Source organism: Azospira inquinata, from assembly GCF_018905915.1.
Lineage (GTDB): Bacteria > Pseudomonadota > Gammaproteobacteria > Burkholderiales > Rhodocyclaceae > Azospira > Azospira inquinata.
Genome location: NZ_CP064782.1, coordinates 90,169 through 107,730, shown reverse-complemented (window position 1 = coordinate 107,730; position 17,562 = coordinate 90,169). Strand labels below are relative to the sequence as shown.

At 63.8% G+C, this 17,562-nt stretch carries 15 protein-coding genes and 3 tRNA genes; 16 read left to right on the top strand and 2 right to left on the bottom strand.

All coding sequences use genetic code 11. The features are described from left to right. The 3 genes from truB (at position 1) to pnp (ending at position 3,635) form a co-directional block, all read left to right on the top strand. Positions 1-903, top strand: coding sequence for a tRNA pseudouridine(55) synthase TruB (truB, locus tag Azoinq_RS00495; RefSeq protein ID WP_216127971.1), 903 nt, complete (start codon positions 1-3; stop codon positions 901-903). A 164-nt stretch (positions 904-1,067) separates the two neighbouring features. Next, the gene (rpsO, locus tag Azoinq_RS00490; RefSeq protein WP_216127972.1) at positions 1,068-1,337 is read left to right on the top strand and encodes a 30S ribosomal protein S15; all 270 of its coding nucleotides are present in this window, start codon (positions 1,068-1,070) and stop codon (positions 1,335-1,337) included. Positions 1,338-1,514: 177 nt separating this feature from the next. After that, on the top strand, positions 1,515-3,635 hold the full coding sequence (pnp, locus tag Azoinq_RS00485; protein WP_216127973.1) for a polyribonucleotide nucleotidyltransferase: 2,121 nt from the start codon (positions 1,515-1,517) through the stop codon (positions 3,633-3,635). A 206-nt stretch (positions 3,636-3,841) separates the two neighbouring features. On the opposite strand, the gene dksA is transcribed toward pnp, so the two are convergent. Next, positions 3,842-4,267: an RNA polymerase-binding protein DksA gene (gene dksA, locus Azoinq_RS00480; RefSeq protein ID WP_216127974.1), complete on the bottom strand. Its 426-nt coding sequence runs from the start codon at positions 4,265-4,267 to the stop codon at positions 3,842-3,844. Positions 4,268-4,403: 136 nt separating this feature from the next. Here dksA and Azoinq_RS00475 point away from each other — a divergent pair. The 8 genes from Azoinq_RS00475 to Azoinq_RS00440 all read left to right on the top strand — a co-directional run bounded on the left by Azoinq_RS00475 (position 4,404) and on the right by Azoinq_RS00440 (position 10,344). Next, a tRNA-Pro gene (locus tag Azoinq_RS00475) sits at positions 4,404-4,480 on the top strand. Between the two features lie 43 nt (positions 4,481-4,523). Next, positions 4,524-4,600, top strand: a tRNA-Arg gene (locus tag Azoinq_RS00470). Positions 4,601-4,612: 12 nt separating this feature from the next. Continuing rightward, a tRNA-His gene (locus Azoinq_RS00465) sits at positions 4,613-4,688 on the top strand. A gap of 887 nt (positions 4,689-5,575) precedes the next feature. Continuing rightward, entirely contained in the window at positions 5,576-6,730 is a 1,155-nt protein-coding gene (locus tag Azoinq_RS00460) for an ABC transporter substrate-binding protein (protein ID WP_216127975.1), read from the top strand. Then, positions 6,721-7,419 carry a GTP-binding protein gene (locus tag Azoinq_RS00455; protein ID WP_216127976.1) on the top strand — a complete coding sequence of 233 codons (699 nt, stop codon included), beginning with the start codon at positions 6,721-6,723 and terminating at the stop codon, positions 7,417-7,419. Before Azoinq_RS00460 ends, Azoinq_RS00455 begins: the two co-directional genes overlap by 10 nt. A gap of 1 nt (position 7,420) precedes the next feature. After that, positions 7,421-8,443 (top strand): ATP-binding cassette domain-containing protein, encoded by a 1,023-nt coding sequence (locus Azoinq_RS00450; protein WP_216127977.1) that lies wholly within the window; start codon positions 7,421-7,423, stop codon positions 8,441-8,443. A gap of 128 nt (positions 8,444-8,571) precedes the next feature. Beyond that, on the top strand, positions 8,572-9,177 hold the full coding sequence (locus Azoinq_RS00445) for a nitroreductase family protein (protein ID WP_216127979.1): 606 nt from the start codon (positions 8,572-8,574) through the stop codon (positions 9,175-9,177). Positions 9,178-9,207: 30 nt separating this feature from the next. Further along, complete coding sequence (locus Azoinq_RS00440; protein ID WP_216127981.1) at positions 9,208-10,344, top strand: glutamate-cysteine ligase family protein; 1,137 nt, start codon at positions 9,208-9,210, stop codon at positions 10,342-10,344. A gap of 50 nt (positions 10,345-10,394) precedes the next feature. On the opposite strand, the gene Azoinq_RS00435 is transcribed toward Azoinq_RS00440, so the two are convergent. Further along, a complete protein-coding gene (locus Azoinq_RS00435) occupies positions 10,395-10,850 on the bottom strand; it encodes a bacteriohemerythrin (RefSeq protein WP_216127983.1) in 456 nt (151 codons plus the stop codon). 383 nt (positions 10,851-11,233) lie between these two features. Here Azoinq_RS00435 and Azoinq_RS00430 point away from each other — a divergent pair, with 383 nt between their 5' ends. The 5 genes from Azoinq_RS00430 (at position 11,234) to Azoinq_RS00410 (ending at position 17,552) form a co-directional block, all read left to right on the top strand. Beyond that, positions 11,234-12,307: a FecCD family ABC transporter permease gene (locus Azoinq_RS00430; RefSeq protein ID WP_216127985.1), complete on the top strand. Its 1,074-nt coding sequence runs from the start codon at positions 11,234-11,236 to the stop codon at positions 12,305-12,307. Between the two features lie 8 nt (positions 12,308-12,315). Beyond that, entirely contained in the window at positions 12,316-13,104 is a 789-nt protein-coding gene (locus Azoinq_RS00425; protein WP_216127986.1) for an ABC transporter ATP-binding protein, read from the top strand. Positions 13,105-13,138: 34 nt separating this feature from the next. Then, positions 13,139-13,891, top strand: a complete 753-nt coding sequence (locus Azoinq_RS00420) for an energy transducer TonB (protein WP_216127987.1) — start codon at positions 13,139-13,141, stop codon at positions 13,889-13,891. 344 nt (positions 13,892-14,235) lie between these two features. Continuing rightward, on the top strand, positions 14,236-16,422 hold the full coding sequence (locus Azoinq_RS00415; RefSeq protein WP_216127988.1) for a TonB-dependent receptor: 2,187 nt from the start codon (positions 14,236-14,238) through the stop codon (positions 16,420-16,422). Between the two features lie 59 nt (positions 16,423-16,481). Next, positions 16,482-17,552, top strand: a complete 1,071-nt coding sequence (locus Azoinq_RS00410; protein WP_216127989.1) for an ABC transporter substrate-binding protein — start codon at positions 16,482-16,484, stop codon at positions 17,550-17,552. Positions 17,553-17,562: the final 10 nt, after the last annotated feature.

The window sequence follows — 17,562 nt, the reverse complement described above, 5'->3', positions numbered from 1 at the left end:
ATGGTTCAAAAACGTACCTGGAAACAGGTGGACGGGGTGTTGCTGCTCGACAAACCGTCCGGTATGACTTCCAACGACGCGCTGCAAAAGGCGCGTCGTTTGTTTTCGGCGGCCAAAGCCGGCCACACCGGTACCCTGGACCCCCTGGCGTCCGGGCTGTTGCCCCTGTGTTTCGGAGAGGCCACCAAGTTTGCCGCCGACCTCCTGGAGGCGGACAAGACTTATCTGGCCGAACTGGGCCTGGGGGTGACCACCACCACGGGGGATAAGGAAGGGGAGGTATTGGAAACCCGCCCCGTTCAGGTGACCCGGGAGCAGCTGGAAGCTGTCTTGCCCCGCTTTCTCGGCGCCATTCAACAGGTGCCCCCCATGTATTCGGCCCTAAAGCGGGACGGTCGTCCCCTCTACGAATTGGCCCGGGCTGGCATTGAGGTGGAGCGGGCGCCCCGAGCGGTAACCATTTATGAGCTGAAGCTGGTGGATTTTCACGACAGCACCGCTGTGCTGGCCGTGTCCTGTAGCAAGGGCACCTATGTACGCACCCTGGCGGAGGATGTGGGCCGGGCTTTAGGCTGCGGCGCCCATTTGACGGCCTTACGCCGTACCCGGGTGGGCAAGCTGGGCCTGGGGGAAGCCTATACCCTGGAGCAGCTGGCCGCCTTTCCCGACGCGCCGCCGGGGGAATGCCTCAAGGGCCTGGATTACCTGCTGGAAGGCCTGCCCCGGGCGGACCTGACGGAAGCCGCCGTACTCCGCTTTTCCCATGGCAACGGGGTGGAATGTCCCGGGCCCGAGGGGCGTCTGCGGGTCTATGACCCGGCGGGGCGCCTTCTGGGCATTGGAGAATGCCGGGAAGGGGTGCTGCAACCCAAGCGCCTCCTGCGTCAGGAAGAGGGCGCTTAATACTCCTTGGGCCTCTCTAGGCCTCCGGGCGCCCTTGCCTTTCCGTGAGGGGGGCCGGTATAATCCGCCCCTCGTTTGCCGGGCTTGCCGGTAGCGATTTTTTAATTGACGCTTTGGCTCTATCAAACTGGGGCGGCGTCGTTTCATGAAAGAGAGTTTGACGTATGTCTATCAGCACGACTCAAAAAGCCCAAATCGTGGGCGACTTCCAACGGGCCCAAGGCGACACCGGGTCTCCCGAAGTGCAAATCGCCCTGCTCACCGCCCGGATCAACGATCTGACCGGTCACTTCAAGGAACACTCCAAGGATCACCATTCCCGCCGCGGTCTGCTGCGCATGGTGTCCCGTCGTCGTAAGCTCCTGGACTACCTGAAGAATACCGATGCGGACAAGTATCGTGCCGTCATCGAACGTCTGGGTCTGCGTAAGTAATTTCCCGGATTGCCAACCCTGCCGGCCACCGGCTTGGGCTTGAGCGATAAAGAGCGGGCGGCCGTCTGGCCGTGCCGCTCTTTTCATATGGACAAAGCGTAGGCGGGCGCGGCGACCGGGGGTAGAATCGCGCACGCGCTACAGCGAAAAGACACAAAGAGAGAAAGAAAGGAAAACATGTTCAAAATTGCAAAGAAGACCTTCACTTACGGTAGCCATCAGGTCACCCTGGAAACCGGGGAAGTTTCCCGGCAGGCTTCTGGCGCCGTCATGGTCCATATGGACGATACCGTGGTGCTGGTCACCGTGGTGGGTGCCAAGGAAGCCAAGCCCGGCCAGGATTTCTTCCCCCTGACCGTGGATTACGTGGAAAAATTCTATGCCGCCGGCCGTATCCCCGGCGGTTTCTTTAAGCGGGAAGGCCGTCCTTCCGAAAAGGAAACCCTCACCTCCCGCCTCATCGACCGTCCCATCCGTCCCCTGTTCCCGGACGGCTTCTTCAATGAAGTCCAGGTGGTGGCGACGGTGATGTCCCTGAATCCGGAAGTGGATTCCGACATTCCCGCCATGATCGGCGCCTCCGCCGCCCTGGCCATTTCCGGTATTCCCTTCAACGGCCCCATCGGTGCCGCCCGGGTGGGTTACATCAACGGCGAATACGTGGTCAATCCCACGGTCAGCCAGTTGAAGGATAGCCAGTTGGATCTGGTGGTGGCGGGTACCCAATCCGCCGTGCTGATGGTGGAATCGGAAGCCAAGGTGCTGCCGGAAGACGTGATGCTGGGTGCCGTGGTTTTCGGTCACGAACAAATGCAGACCGTCATCAACGCCATTAACGAACTGGTGGAAGAAGCCGGCAAGCCCGAATGGGATTGGCAGCCTCCCGCCAAGGACCAAGCCCTGGTGGCCAAGCTGGAAGAACTGGTCAAGGCCAAGCTGGACGAGGCTTACCACATCACCAGCAAGCAAACCCGTAGCCAACGGGTGAAAGAAATCCGCGCCGAAGCCATGGCGGCCCTGTGCACCGGCGAAGACGGCGCTCCTGATGAAAACACCGTGGGCAATCTGTTCTTCGAACTGGAAGCCAGCATTGTCCGGGGTCGTATCCTGGCCGGTGAAGCCCGTATCGACGGTCGGGATACCCGCACCGTGCGTCCCATTACCATGCGTACCGGCGTACTGCCCCGTACCCACGGTTCCGCCCTGTTCACCCGGGGCGAAACCCAAGCCCTGGTGGTCTCCACCCTGGGTACCAGCCGGGACGAGCAAATCATCGACGCCCTGGGTGGGGAATACCGGGAACGGTTCATGTTGCATTACAACATGCCTCCCTATGCCACCGGCGAATGCGGCCGGGTAGGTTCTCCCAAGCGCCGGGAAATCGGCCACGGCCGTCTGGCCAAGCGGGCCCTGCTGGCCGTGCTGCCCCCCGCCGACGAGTTCTCCTACTCCATGCGGGTGGTTTCCGAAATCACCGAATCCAACGGTTCTTCCTCCATGGCTTCCGTTTGTGGCGGCTGCCTCTCCCTGTTGGACGCCGGGGTGCCCCTGAAGGCTCACGTGGCCGGTATCGCCATGGGCCTGATCAAGGAAGGTAACCGGTTCGCCGTGCTGACCGACATCCTGGGTGACGAAGATCACCTGGGCGACATGGACTTCAAGGTGGCGGGTACCTCCGAAGGGGTGACCGCTCTCCAGATGGACATCAAGATCCAAGGCATTACCAAGGAAATCATGCAGGTTGCCCTGGCCCAGGCCAAGGAAGGCCGGATGCACATCCTGGGTCTGATGCAGCAAGCCATGGATGGCCACAAGGCGGAAATGTCCGCCTACGCGCCTCGCCTCTACACCATGAAGATCAATCCGGAAAAAATCCGCGACGTGATCGGTAAGGGTGGTGCGGTGATCCGTGCCCTGACGGAAGAAACCGGCACCACCATCGACATTCAGGACGACGGCACCATTACCATCGCCTCTACCGACGGGGATGCTGCGGAAGCCGCCAAGAAGCGTATCCAAGCCATTACCGCCGAAGTGGAAGTGGGCAAGATCTACGAAGGTACCGTGTTGAAGATTCTGGACTTCGGTGCCATCGTTAGCGTTCTGCCGGGTAAGGACGGGCTGCTGCACATTTCCCAAATCGCCAACGAACGGGTGAATGCGGTCAGCGATTACCTGAAGGATGGCCAAGTGGTTCGGGTCAAGGTTCTGGAAACGGACGAAAAGGGCCGTATCCGCCTGTCCATGAAGGCCGTGGCTGCGGAAGAAAACGCCGCCGCTCAGCAGCAACAGCAGTAATTCCTCCGGGAATCAAAAAAAGGGCGCTACGGCGCCCTTTTTTATTGCCCGAAAGTCTGCCCTGGACAACGTCTTGGCATATGGGGCTAGCCTAGAAACGGCGGCAAGGGCGCGCTACGGGGTTGGTGTGGCTCAGTGGTGGCTGCCCCCTTCTGACAATAAAAAAGCGCGGCCAAGGCCGCGCTGTGGGGCGGAGCAGGCGGTGCCTATTTGGCGACCTGCTTTTCCCGTTGTTCTTCCAGGGTTTTGCAATCGATGCACAGGGTGGCCGTGGGGCGGGCTTCCAGCCGCTTAATACCGATTTCTTCCCCGCACTTGTCGCAATAGCCGTAATCCCCGGCGTCGATGCGGGCCAGTGTTTCGTCAATTTTCTTGATCAGCTTGCGTTCCCGATCCCGGTTACGCAATTCCAGCGCGATATCAGTTTCTTGGCTGGCCCGGTCATTGGGGTCGGCAAAAACCGTGGCCTCATCTTGCATGGTGTGCACCGTGCGCTCGATATCCGCCATCAGCCCTTGCTTCAGGGAGGTCAGGATATTACGGAAATGCGCCAGCTGCTTGCTGTTCATGTATTCCTCGCCCTTTTTGGGGACGTAGGGCGTGAAATTTTTCTGGAGCAATTCTTCAGCCATGTTCGTGAAGGTCCGTTGGAAAAATGCGATTTAATAGCAGAAAAGCATCTTACCCGCAAGCACTCCCTCCCGGAGGAAAAAATTCTTCCCCCAATCATTGACCCGGGGAGGTGGGCTGTGTACAATGCGCAGCCTTCGGGGTGTAGCGCAGCCTGGTAGCGCATCTGATTTGGGATCAGAGGGTCGCAAGTTCGAATCTTGTCACCCCGACCAAGTCAGGCAGCTACTAGAGTGCCTTTCCCGGCGAACAAAACCAGCGCCCGTAGCTCAACCGGATAGAGCAACGGCCTTCTAAGCCGTGGGTTGTGAGTTCGAGTCTCGCCGGGCGCGCCACGAGTTTCAATGGCGGCATTAGCTCAGTTGGTAGAGCACTGGATTGTGGCTCCAGGTGTCACCGGTTCGATTCCGGTATGTCGCCCCAAATTTTGCACGGTTGTGCATGCAAAAAGCCCAGCATTTCGTAAGAGTGCTGGGCTTTTTGTTGCCTATTTTTCGGAAATGGGCGCGTTGAATTCCTGCTCGGTAAAAAATCCACTAATTCCCTTCGCGTTTCCTTGTTCTTTCTTGTTTTACAACAGGAGTTCCGATCTGGTTATTTGCTCCGAGTTTGCTGGTTACGATGCTTATGCTTCCGTTTTCGGAGAGATCGGCTCGGGCCCTTGCTTGGATTAGTGTCGCTTGGGGGCCAATGTGGCGGTCCAGGCTGGCTTCTTGAGTGGGCGCGTTAGGCGGAGGTGCTGACCTGGAATCTTCTGATTATCGTGGTGCGGGAGCTCCGCCACCGTTAGACACTGCTGGTGGATAGGGGGCAGGCGGGGCACAAAGGGAGGGGACAGGTTATTTCCAAGGGGGAATGCCTAGTTTCCCGGGGGGGCCGGAAGCGGCCCTTCTAGTACTTTGGGTTGCCAAGATGTTCCGTTCGGAACGTTTTTTTGCTCTGGATGGGGGTGGGGCAGGGCGGTATTTTGCTGGGAATCCCATGGCTATGCTCTGAATTGGAATGATTCGGGGGAGATATTGGCGGAGGAAGCGCAGCCTTAGTCCCGGGGGGCGGATGGCCGGGTCTGGTTTTTTCCTCGGAAAAACAGAGTATCCGGGCCTTGTCCCGTGTTTTGGGGGTGACTTGGCGTCTGGAGGTGGCGGCATGGCACCCGTTCCATTTCCCCCGCTCCGAGGGGCGAGACATGTCCCGTTCCCCCTATTTCCCCACCCATTCCTTCAGCCTGGCATTGAATTGGCTAGGGAAGGTTAGCGCTCTCCCGTCCCAGCCGGTGCTGGGGGCGGGGGAGGCGAATGGAGGAAATTGGGATGAACGGGCAATTGCAACCCCTGATGTCGCTATCCACACCCTGGCAAGGGGCGTCCCTGGGGGATCTGGATTTTCTTGGCCGCATGCCCTTGCCCCTGCGGCGCCATTTCAAAGCGGGCCTGGATGGGGTGGTGAAGGACGTCCGCCAGGGGGGCGGCCCGGCTCTCAACTGTGCCTTTCTCTCCGGTGGTCAGTGGTACGGGCTTTTTAACCGCCTGGCGGACGCCCGGGGGGCGGAGGAATTGCCCGCCATGCTGGTGAGCCCCTGGGGGCCGGATGTGCTGAATCCGGCCTTGATGGCCCATTACGCCCCCGGGCCGGGGGCTTGGGGCCCCCTGCCGCCCCAGCATCCTGCCTGCTTGGCCGCCGGGCTGCCTGATCCGGAAAGGGTATTCCGGCTCTTTTCCCTGGTGCCCCAGGTGTTTCTGGTGGATCAGCATAAGCTCGGCGGTCGGCCCGTGCCCCGGGTTTGGGCCGATCTGCTGGAACCCTGCTACGAAGACGCCATCGTGTTTGGCGGCTGGCGCCCCCGGGACCAGGGGCCTTACCGGGATTTCAACACCTATTTGTTGCTCTTCCTGGCCCAGGCTTTCGGTTTCAATGCCCTGGATGCCTTTGGGGGCAACGTCAAACACCTGCTCCACAATATCCGCAGCGCCAAGCGGGTGGGCTCCAGTAGCGAGGAAACCGGGGCTATCACCATCATGCCCTGGCTCCAGGCGGAACTCTGCCCCCACCGGCAGCGGGCCCAGGTGGTCTGGCCCGAGGATGGGGCCCTGGCCATGCCCATCGGCTACATGGTCCAGCCCGGGGCGGAAGGGCGGCTGGCGCCCCTCCACCACTATCTGACCGGCGCCGCCCTGGGGCGGGAGCTGGGGCGTAATTGTTATCCGGCGTCAGCCGCCGCTTACGCCGGATTGCCCGAGGGTGCCCGGCTGCGCTGGCCGGGCTGGGATTTTGTCCGCAGCCATGATCTGGCCGCCTACGGCAAAGCCGCCGGGGAACGGTTTTTCCGGGCCTGGGGGCGGCGTCAGGAGGCGGCGATGTTCGGGGGGCAGAGCCCATTTCCCCAAGGGGTGGGCGGGAAAACATGCCCCGTCCCCGCCTCTCCCCCTCGAGCCCGGCAACCCCAGGAGGTGCAACCATGCGTGTAATGACGGTGGCCGGTTCCCCTTCCGTGGGCAAAACCTCGGTCATGCTCCGGGTGGCGGAGGAATTGGGGCGCCAGGGCCAGAAGGTGGGGGTGGTGAAATTCGATGCCCTGTCCACCCGGGATGACGAGCTTTACCGCCAGGCCGGCATTCCGGTCCAGGTGGGTCTGGCCGGGGGCCTTTGCCCGGACCATTACTTCATTACCAATGTGGATGCCTGCCTGGCCTGGGGTTTGGAGCAGGGCTTTGACGTGCTCATGACCGAATCCGCCGGCCTCTGCAACCGCTGTTCCCCCCACATTGAGGGGGTGTTGGCCCTGTGTGTGGTGGATGCCCTGGCCGGGGTCCATACCCCCCGGAAAATCGGTCCCATGCTGCGTCTGGCGGATCTGGTGGTAATTACCAAGGGGGATATCGTTTCCCAGGTGGAGCGGGAGGTGTTCGCCTACCACGTGCGCCTGGCCAATCCCCGGGCCCGGGCCATGTTCTGCAACGGCATCACCGGCCAGGGGGCCATGGAAGTGGCTTACCACCTGGGCCAGGCCCCGGAGACCGCCACCCTGGAAGGGGCCCGGCTGCGCTTTCCCATGCCTTCCGCCGTTTGCCCCTACTGCGTGGGGGAAACGGCCATCGGCGAAACCCATAAGCGGGGCAATGTGAAGCACATGGTCTTCGCCCCGGCGGGAGCTTGAGATGGAACTGGATCAATTGGCGGTGCAGCCCCTGGAAACCCTGGTGTGCCAGGAGCCCTGTGTGGCCGAGTTTCTCGCCTCCGTGGGCTTGAACCGGGTGCCCTTCCGGGGACGGGTGGGGGATTGGCTGGCGGCCCTGAGCGATGAGGATGTGTCCGACGCGGGCATGGAGCGGGAGCAGATGCTGGCCCACATGGGGCGCCTCATCGACCAGGTGGCCACCCTGGCCCGTCAGGCGGGGCGCTGGGAAACGGTGGCCGAACTGACTCTGGTCGGCGGCCGGGACAAGCAGGGACGGCCGGAGGAGCGCCGTCTTACCGTCAAGGCGGGGGACGTGGTATGCATCGTCGGCCCCACTGGCTCGGGCAAGAGCCGTCTGCTGGGGGACATCGAATGTCTGGCCCAGGGGGATACCCCCACTGGGCGCACTATCCTCATTAACGGCCAGCCCCCCACCCCGGAGGCCCGCTTTTCCCTGGACCGGAAACTGGTGGCCCAGCTTTCCCAGAACATGAATTTCGTGGTGGATTTGAAGGTGGATGATTTCATCACTATGCACGCCCGCTGCCGCATGGTGCCGGAGCCGGAAGCCCTGGCGGCTCGGGTGATCGACTGCGCCAATCAGCTCACCGGGGAAAAGTTTTCCCCCCGAGTCTCTGTCACCCAGCTCTCCGGGGGCCAGACCCGGGCCCTGATGATTGCGGATGTGGCCCTTCTGAGCGCCTCTCCCGTTGTGCTCATCGACGAAATCGAAAACGCCGGGGTGGATCGGAAGCGGGCCCTGGAACTCCTGGTAACGGGGGAAAAGATTGTCTTTATTTCCACCCACGACCCCCTCCTGGCCCTGCGGGGCAAGCAGCGCATCGTGATCCGCAACGGAGGCATCGCGGACATTCTGACCACCAGCCCGGAGGAACGAAAAAACCTGGTGCGGATCGAAAAGCTGGATGAAGCCATGATGGACATCCGGGACCGGCTGCGGCGGGGACTGCGGATTGAGGAGACGGGTTTATGGCCGGTGTAGGCGGGGCCCCAGGGGCAAGGGCGGCAGAGGTGGAAGGGGTGGAGAATCCGGGAGTTTCAGGGGGTCGGGCGCAAGTGGAAAGGGGGGAAGTGTTACCCCCCTCAGCCAGCCGGGGACAAGCGGCAAGGGTGCCTAGCGACAGGGCGGCGCCCCCGGAAATTACCCCCAATCCGGCCGGGCTGGACCTGCTGCTCCAGCGCCGTTCCCACCACAGTCTGGTGGCCCCAGGGCCGGATGAATGCCAGCTGACTCAGATGCTGCGGGCTGCCCTGCGGGTGCCGGATTTCCGCCATCTGCGGCCCTATCGCTTTCTTCTCGCCCAGGGGGCGGGGTTGGACCGGCTGGGCCAGGCCATGGCCCGGGCGGCCGTGGCCGGTGGCCAGTCTGAACGGCTGATTCAGCGGGCCCCCGCCATGCCCCACCGGGCGCCCCTGGTGATCGGGGTGGTGGCCGTGCATCGGCCCCACAAGCTGGTGCCGGAAACGGATCAGCGTTATGCGGCGGTGTGCACCGTTTTCGCCCTGGAACTGGCGGCCCGGGCCCTGGGCTTTGGCGCCGTCTGGCGTTCCGGCTGGTTTATGGAGGCTCCGGAGCTTTATCGGGAATTGGGGCTGGGGGAGGGGGAGCGGCTGGTGGGCTTTCTCTATGTGGGCACCCCGTCTTCCCTGCCCGCCCCGGGGGAGCCGACCCCGGTGCCAGACCCGGCCCCCGGGGATTTTGTCACCTGGCTATGAGCACCACCGGTCTATAGGAAGGAGATTTCCATGAAACTGGGGATCGAGTTTGAATACCTGCTCCACGACGGAGACGGGCGCATCCGGGATTTCACCAACCTGGATTTTCCTGACCTGGAGGATTTTCTCGCCCATAAGCCGGGGCGGGACGATCCTTCCCTGGCCACCGGGGACCTGGGCATTAAAGCGGGCTACTGGTATCTGGAAGGGGATGAGCGTTTTGACGGGGCGGGCAATTTTTCCCGCCTGGCCGTGAAGGGGGTGGAAATCCGCACCCCGCCCCGATCTTCCGTGGCAGCGGCCAGCGCCTGCCTGTTGGACATCCAGGCCGAACTGGCCGCCCGGCTGGCCCAGCGGGATTTGCATTTGAGCCTGGTGGGTTTTAATCCGGTGACGCCCCGCTACGAATTTTCGCCCCCTCTGAATGCCTGGGAGCGGGCCTGCCGGGACGCCCACCCAGAATACGGGGCAGCCGGGGTGTCCACCTTAAGCTACGGGCCGGACATCAATGTCTCCTTTCCCGACTGGGACGGCGGGCGCTGTCTCGCCGCCACCCGGCGCCTGACCTTCTACAGCCCCTTCATGGTGCCCTTCAGCTTCAGTTCCCCTTTTTACGCGGGCAAACCCTGGGAGGGCCTTTCCAAGCGCACCTTTGAGCGCACCTGGCGCCGCCCCTCGGCCAAATGCTTCGGCTCGGCGGCGGATCGGCGCCTCTCCCCCCTCATGGGGGCCGCCCGCCTGCCTTCGGAGGAGGGGCGCATCGAATTCAAGGCCTACGACGCCTTCACCGACCTGACCCTTCTGGAAGCCTGTTGCCATCTGGTGGCTGGGGTCTGTCTGGCGGAGGATTTGGTGGGTCAGGCGGATACCCCGGACAAGGCCCTGCATCAGCTGGCCGCCACCCGGGGCTTTGCCGAGTCCCGTATTGCCCACGGCGCCGCCCTGGTTCTGGCCCGGGCGGGGCGGGCCCTGGTGCGGCATGGGCTGGCGGATGCCCACGCCCTGGACCCCCTGGCCGAATACCTGGCCCAGGGCCGCACCCCGGCCCATGACCTGCTGGTGGCCTATGCACACACAGGCCGGATGTACGTGGATGGGGGGCTGGCGGCCCCCTTACCCCGACCCCAGGCGGCCAAGGAGCTGACTGCCCAGCCTTGCCCCTTCTAGGGGGCCTCAACGGCGGTTCCGGTGCCTTGGGGGCGGGCATTACCTGTTGGTTATTTGCCCCAGATTTTGCCGATCCAGGAAGTTTTAGCCCATTTTTTTGCCAAACCGGCCTGGAGCAGGTGGGGGACATAGGTTTTATCTTCCCCCTTGATATGGTGTTCCAGCCATTGCTTGAGAAAATCCATGAGGGCTAGATCGGCCACGATTTCCCCCCGCTGGAACTTGGCCCGGATATCCTCTACCTGGTGTTTTAACTGATCGTGGATGGCCTTGTGACCCTCGTAGGCTGGGTAATCCGTAATTCGGAACAGGCTTTCCTCCACGGCAAAATGGACGTGGGTGTATTGCACCAATTCTTCCAGTAATGCGCCGGTCGTCTGGCGGGGGGCCTGGGTCACAATGGCTTGGTAGATGCCGTTAATGATGTGGATGAGCACCTTGTGCTGGGCGTCGATTTCTTCAATGCCGACGGAAATATCGGCACTCCAGGGGAAATATTCGGTCATGGGAAAAAATAGGAGGGTCTTGGACCTTTCCGGCTATGCAATTTCCGTGCTGGTGGCTGGGCTGGATGCCAATGGGCTGAAATTCTCCCCTTTGGCCTCTGCCTTGCTATAAAAATAAGTTAAAAATCATTGGTTTGGGTTTCATAAAAGGCCTCCCTTTCCGACCAAGTCGCCCCTGGGAAGAGAAGTCTCCGGAAGCCTCCGCTCCCCGGCCATTGTGCGTTTTGGTACACCCATCCCGCCCCTTTGTACGTCCCGGTCCCCCCTTTTTTTCCGGAGAAGCCCGTCCCAGGCGGAAAATGGCGGGGTAGGGCGGATGGTATGAAGCTTGCGGTAGGGGAGGGACACCGGCCTGGCTGAGGCCGGATTTTCCGGGAATCCCCATGACTGCATCCGCCTCCTGTTCCACCCTGGGCAAGCTGGCTCCTGCCCGCCCCCGTCCGGTCCTAGGAGATGGCTGGCGTCTGGGCCTGCTGCTGGGACTCCTGGCCCTGGCCTTTGTCCTTTCCTTTGCCGTGGGCCGCTATCCCATTCCCCTGGCCCGGGTCGGCCAGCTCCTCTTTCCCTGGTGGAGCGGGGCGGGAGGAGAGGGGGCGGGGGAAATGGGCACGGTGATGTTCTCCATTCGCCTGCCCCGCATTCTCGCCGCCATGCTGGTGGGGGCAGCTCTCTCCGCCTCCGGGGCCGCCTACCAGGGCCTGTTCCGCAATCCCCTGGTGTCCCCGGGCATTCTGGGGGTTTCCGCCGGGGCCAGCTTTGGCGCCGCCCTGGCCATTCTCCTGGCGTTCAACAGCGTGGGCTTGCAGCTCACCGCCTTTGCCTTCGGCCTGCTGGCCGTGGCTTGCACCTACGGGGTGGGGGCGGTGCTGGGGCGGCGGGGGGAGCCGGTGCTGGTAATGATTCTGGCCGGGGTCATCATGGCCACCTTATTTACCGCCTTTGTTTCCCTGATCAAATTTGTGGCCGATCCCTACAACACCCTGCCCACCATTACCTACTGGCTCATGGGCAGTCTGGCCGCCGTGACCCGGGACGATCTGACCGTGGCCGCCGTGCCCTTCGGCCTGGGGCTGGCGGTGCTCCTGGCCCTGCGTTGGCGCCTCAATGTGCTCGCCTTCGGGGATGAGGAGGCCCGGGCCCTGGGGGTGAATACGGGGCGCCTGCGCTGGCTGGTGATTTTCTGCGCCACCCTGATGACCGCCACCGCTGTGGCCATCAGCGGGGTCATCGGCCTGGTGGGCCTGGTGGTGCCCCATCTGAGCCGCCTGCTGGTGGGGCCCAATTACCGCATTCTGATGCCCGTGGCCACGGTGATGGGGGCCCTGTTCCTGCTGCTGGTGGATGATCTGGCCCGCAGCCTGTTTCCCGTGGAAGTGCCCCTGGGCATTATTACCGCCATCATCGGCGCCCCCTTCTTTCTCTACCTGCTCGTCCATACCCGGCGGGGTTGGGCTTAGGAGGTCCTATGCTGGATGTGTGGAATTTGGAATGCGGCTACGGCGGGACGCCCGTACTGGGCCCCCTGTCCTTTTCCCTCCAGGGCGGGGAACTGCTCTGCCTCCTGGGCCCCAATGGGGTGGGCAAAACCACCCTGTTCAAAACCGTACTGGGGCTGCTCCGGCCCTTGGGAGGCGGTGTGTTTCTGGAGGGGGAATCCGTCAGCCGCTGGTCCCGCCAGCGCTTTGCCCGCCAGGTGGGCTATGTGCCCCAGGCCCATACCCCGCCCTTTCCCTTCAAGGTGCTGGATGTGGTGGCCATGGGCCGGGTGGCCCATTTGGGCCCCTTCGCCGCCCCCTCCCGGGAAGATATGGAACGGGCCGCCGCCGCCCTGGCCCAGTTCGACATGGGCTATCTGGCGGACGCCACCTACACGGAAATCAGCGGCGGCGAACGGCAGCTGGTGCTCATTGCCCGGGCCCTGGTCCAGGAACCCCGGCTGCTGGTCATGGATGAACCCACCTCCAATCTGGATTTCGGCAACCAGACCCGGGTCCTGAGCCACATCCGGCGCCTTACGGTGGACCGGGGCCTGGGGGTGATTCTGACCACCCACCATCCCAACCATGCCCTGCTTTACGCCTCCCGCACCCTGGTGCTGGGGCGGGGCGGACGTTACGCCCTGGGCACCCCGGCGGAGGTGATTACGGCGCCCTACCTGCGGGAAACCTACGGGGTGGAGGCGGCCATTCTGGATCTGGATCAGCCGCCGGGCCCGGCCCGGCGTTTTTGCGTGCCTCTGGTGGCAGAAGCCTGAAAGCCCGGTGGGCTTGGCAGCAAGGAGAAAACCCATGGATACCCTGATCTACCGTCCCCTACCCAGCCCGGAGGATTCCTGGGCTTTTTCCTGGGCCCTGGGGGGCTCCTTGCTGGCCCATGGCCTGCTACTGGGAGCGACCCTGGCTTGGCGGGGCCAGCCTCCCCAGCTAAAGCCCATCCCCGTCATTGAGGTGGCCCTGGGCCAGGCTCCGGCCGGGGAGCCTGCCCCGGCTAAGGTATCCCCTCCGGCTCACCCCCTTCCCCGATGGGCTCAGGCGCCCCTTGCCCACCTTCATCCCCATACCCCGCCGATTCCGGTTCCCCGCTCCCGGGCGCCCCTTCCTACCCCGATCCATGCCAGCGCCAGCCCCCAGGGCACGGTGGCGGCTCCCCGCCCCGGGCCCGCCCCTACGGCGGAGTCGGGCCATGGGGCGCCCGTGGCCGAGGCCGGGGAGGGGGGCCCTAGTTCCGGGGACACCGGGCAAAGGGGCAGCTCCGTCGGAACGGGGGGCAAAACCCAGCAACCCTACGCCCTGACCGCCCCCGTGCCCCCCTATCCGCCCCTGGCCCGACGGGAAGGAACGGAGGGCAAGGTCAAGCTCAAGGTGCTGATCAGCGAAGAGGGCCGAGTAACCGGGGTCAGCCTGTTCCGCTCCTCCGGCTCCCCCCTGCTGGATCAGGCGGCCCTGGATACCCTGGAAAAATGGCGTTTCAGCCCGGCCATGGAGAATGGCCGCCGGGTGGCCGCCTGGGTGGTGGTGCCCGTGGTCTTCAGTCTTCATTAGGGCCTTGGCCCTTGGTTTTCCGCCTGCTTTGGGGCGGCGATCTCCTGTGGTTTTGGCCCCGCCTGGCGGGGCTTTTCTTTGGGCGCTAGGGCCTGAGAACTGTCCCCCACCAAAGCGTACTCAGCCGGGGCTTTCCGTACGCAGGGGAACACCGGCCCCCGGCCAACCCGGGCCAAAAGCGTACATGGGGGAACGGGAAGGGGCGAATGTTCCTCCCCGTGAAGGATTTGGCCCTGGCACGGGCCTTGCCATTCCAGGTTCAGACGGGCCCGCGGATCAGGCCCGTTCCCAGCGGCAATCCGGCGGGTTGCCCCATAAGAAAACCAACGAAGGACGAATGGCTCATGAACAGCAAACATAAGTGGGGAATGTCCCTGGCCCTCTCTTCCCTGGTCGGGGGGCTCCATGCCGCTTCCGGATGGGCGGCGGATGAAGGGGTAACGGCGACCGGGGGCGGCGAATTGGCCCCCGTCCTGGTACAGGGGGAAAAGCCCCTGCCCACGGGCAAGGCGGAAGAGGGTTACCGGATCGGGGAAGCCGATATGGGCCCCCTGGGCAATCGCAAGGCGGTGGATACCCCCTTTTCCCTGGGCAGCGTGTCTGGGGACCTGCTGCGTAACTACGGGGCGGACACCTTTAGCGAAACGGTGAAATTCCTGCCCTCCACCTATATCGAGGGCCATCTGGGCCTGGAATTCGGTCCCCCCGTCATTCGGGGCATGCAGGCGGATGATTCGGCGGGCAGCGTGCGTATCGACGGCCTCAATGTGCGGGCGGACACGGCCCTGCCCCAGGAACTTTACGAAAAGCTGGAAGTGCTGGGGGGGCCGGCTTCCGCCCTCTACGGCCCGGCCCCCGCCGCTGGCACCCTGAATGCCACCCTGAAGGGGCCCACGGAGACCCCCCTGCGGGAAGCCGGGGTGTTCTATACGGACAACGGCAACCTGGGGGCCCGCCTGGACCTGGGGGGCCGGGTCGGGGAAGGGGGGGCCCTGGGCTACCGCATCAATGTGCTGGGAGCCGACGGGGAAAGCTATGTGAGCGGCAGCAACCAGTCCCGCTACCTGGTCGGGGTGGCCCTGGATTTCCGCCTCAGCGACCGGACCGTGGTGGAGGCCAAGGCCAGCCATTACGTTTTCGACCAGCGGGGCCTGCCCGGGGGCTTTTCCTATTCCAAGACCACCGGGCTGCCGGATGCGGTGGATGCCAGCCGCTCCGGCTACGGCCAGACCTTCGGCGGCGTGGATTCCACCACGGATCTGGCGGAACTGGCCTTCCGCCACCAGCTATCCTCGGACTGGCAGATCAAGGGGGCCTACATGGATCAGCTGGCCACCCGGGATTTCCACAATCTCATCACCAATACCCTGACTTCCGCCTCCGGCACCTATAAGACCACCTACCGCCAGTCCGGCAGCGAGGCCCGGGTGTACAGCCATTACCTGTACCTGAACGGCAAGGTGCAGACCGGCAGCGTGGGCCATGAACTGAGCCTGGGCACCTCGGGGTACGACACGGACGCCTACACCATTCCGGGCCTGCGCAGCGGGGCGGCCCTGACCCTGGGCTACGGCAGTCTTGCCAATCCGGTCACCTACAACGACCCGGGTTGGGGCGGCATGGGGCCTAAGTACAAAGCCTCCAATGTGCATGTCCAGTCCCTGATCCTGGCCGACACCCTCCACTTCGACGAGCGCTGGTCCGCCCTGGTGGCCGCCAACGAAAGCTGGATCGCCGAACACAACTGGTCCGCCAAGGGCGCCACCACCGGCACCTACTACAAGGACGGGGAATGGGGGGGCTCCCTGAGCCTGATGTTCAAGCCCCAGGTCTTTTCCACGGTCTATGCCACCTACGTGGATAGCATCGAACCCGGGGCCACCGCTGCCGTGGGCACCGCCAACGAAGGCCAATCCCTGGCCCCCTTCCGCAGCAAGGAATGGGAATTCGGCTACAAGGCGTCCCTGGACCGGCTGGAATGGAACGCCGCCCTGTTCCGGATCGAACGGCCCTTTGCCTACACGGACACGGATAACGTTTTCAAGACCGCCGGCCAGCAGGTGAATGAGGGCCTGGAACTGGGGGTCAAGGGTCTGGTGACGGACCGGCTGACGGTCCTGGGCAACCTGACCTACCTGAATCCCCGCATGGACGACACCGCTTCCAGCGCTACCGAGGGCAAAAACGTCATGGGGGTGCCCCGGCTTCAGGGCACCCTGCTGGGGGAATACCGGCTGGCCGCCGTGCCCGGCCTGACCCTGGAGGGCGACGTGCATTACGTGGGGCGCCGGGCCGCCAATGCGGAAAACAGCACCTGGGCGAAGGCCTACACCACCCTGGACCTGGGCGGGCGCTACGAAACCGCCCTGGCCGGGCACAAGGTGGTGGGCCGGGTCATGCTCACCAATGTGACCGACACCCGCTACTGGGCCAGCATTAACGCCGGCTGGGGCGGCACCCCGGGCCAGTCCGGCACCGCCTTCCTGGGGGAACCCCGGGCCCTGCGGGCTTCCTTGACCCTGAGTTTCTAAGCCTTGATCGGCGCCCGGCCCCCGGTCGGGCGCCATGAAAGGCCAAAAGGAGAAAAACGATGCGGCAATGGAACAAGATGGGCCCCTGGTCTGGGGCCCTGGTGCTGGCGGTGGGGCTGTTCTGGGCCCTGGCGGGCCGGGCCCAGGAAACCCGCACGGTGGTGGATATGGGGGGGCGCTCCGTGACCGTGCCCGCCCACATTCAGCGGGTTTATGCGGTGGGCCACTGTCTGCCCATGGTGGCGGCCGTGGCGCCGGAGGCCCTGCTCAACAGCTATCCCTTAAGCGAGGAGGCCAAGGCCTTTCTCGGCCCCTCCATTTACCAGGGCAAGGCGGTGCCCCACAGCGGCATGCGCTTTTCCGACGAGGAGGTGCTCAATCTCCACGCCCAAGTGGTGATTCTGGAAGCCACCCCCAACGGGGTGGATAGCGCGGAACGGCTCCAGGAAAAGCTCAAGCTGCCCGTGCTGCTGGTGAGCCAGGACATGCACCGCTATCGGGAGGCCTTCGCCTTTCTCGGTCAGGTGCTGGAACGCCCGGCCCAGGCCGCCCGCCTCAGCGCCTTTGTGAGCCGCTATCTGGAGCCCCTGGAAGCCCAGGCCCGGACCATTCCGGCCCGGGAGCGGGTGCGGGTCTATTACGCGGAAAACCCGGACGGTCTGGCCACCAATCCTTCCGGCTCCAGCCACAGCCAGATGCTGGATTACGTGGGGGCGGATAACGTGGCCCGGGTCACCAATGTGCCGGACGAGGGCTTTTCCCAGGTGTCCATGGAACAGCTCCTGGTCTGGCAGCCGGAGGTGATCTTGACCTGGACCGTGAATGCGGCCGCCGGGCTGCCCACCTACCGGGCCGTGACCCGGGGCCCCCTCTGGCAGCAGCTCACGGCGGTGCGCCGGGGCCGGGTCTATCAGATTCCCTGGCTGCCCTTTAGCTGGTTCGACCGGCCCCCGGGCACCAATCGCATTGTCGGGACCCTGTGGCTGGCCCAGCTCCTCTATCCCCGGCGCTTTCACTACGACCTGGTACAGGTCACCCGGGAATATTTCCACACCTTTTATCACCGGGATTTGAGCGTCGCCCAGGCCCGCTATCTCCTCAACAGCGCCAAGCCCCCGGCCCGCCCTTAACGCTTTGCAC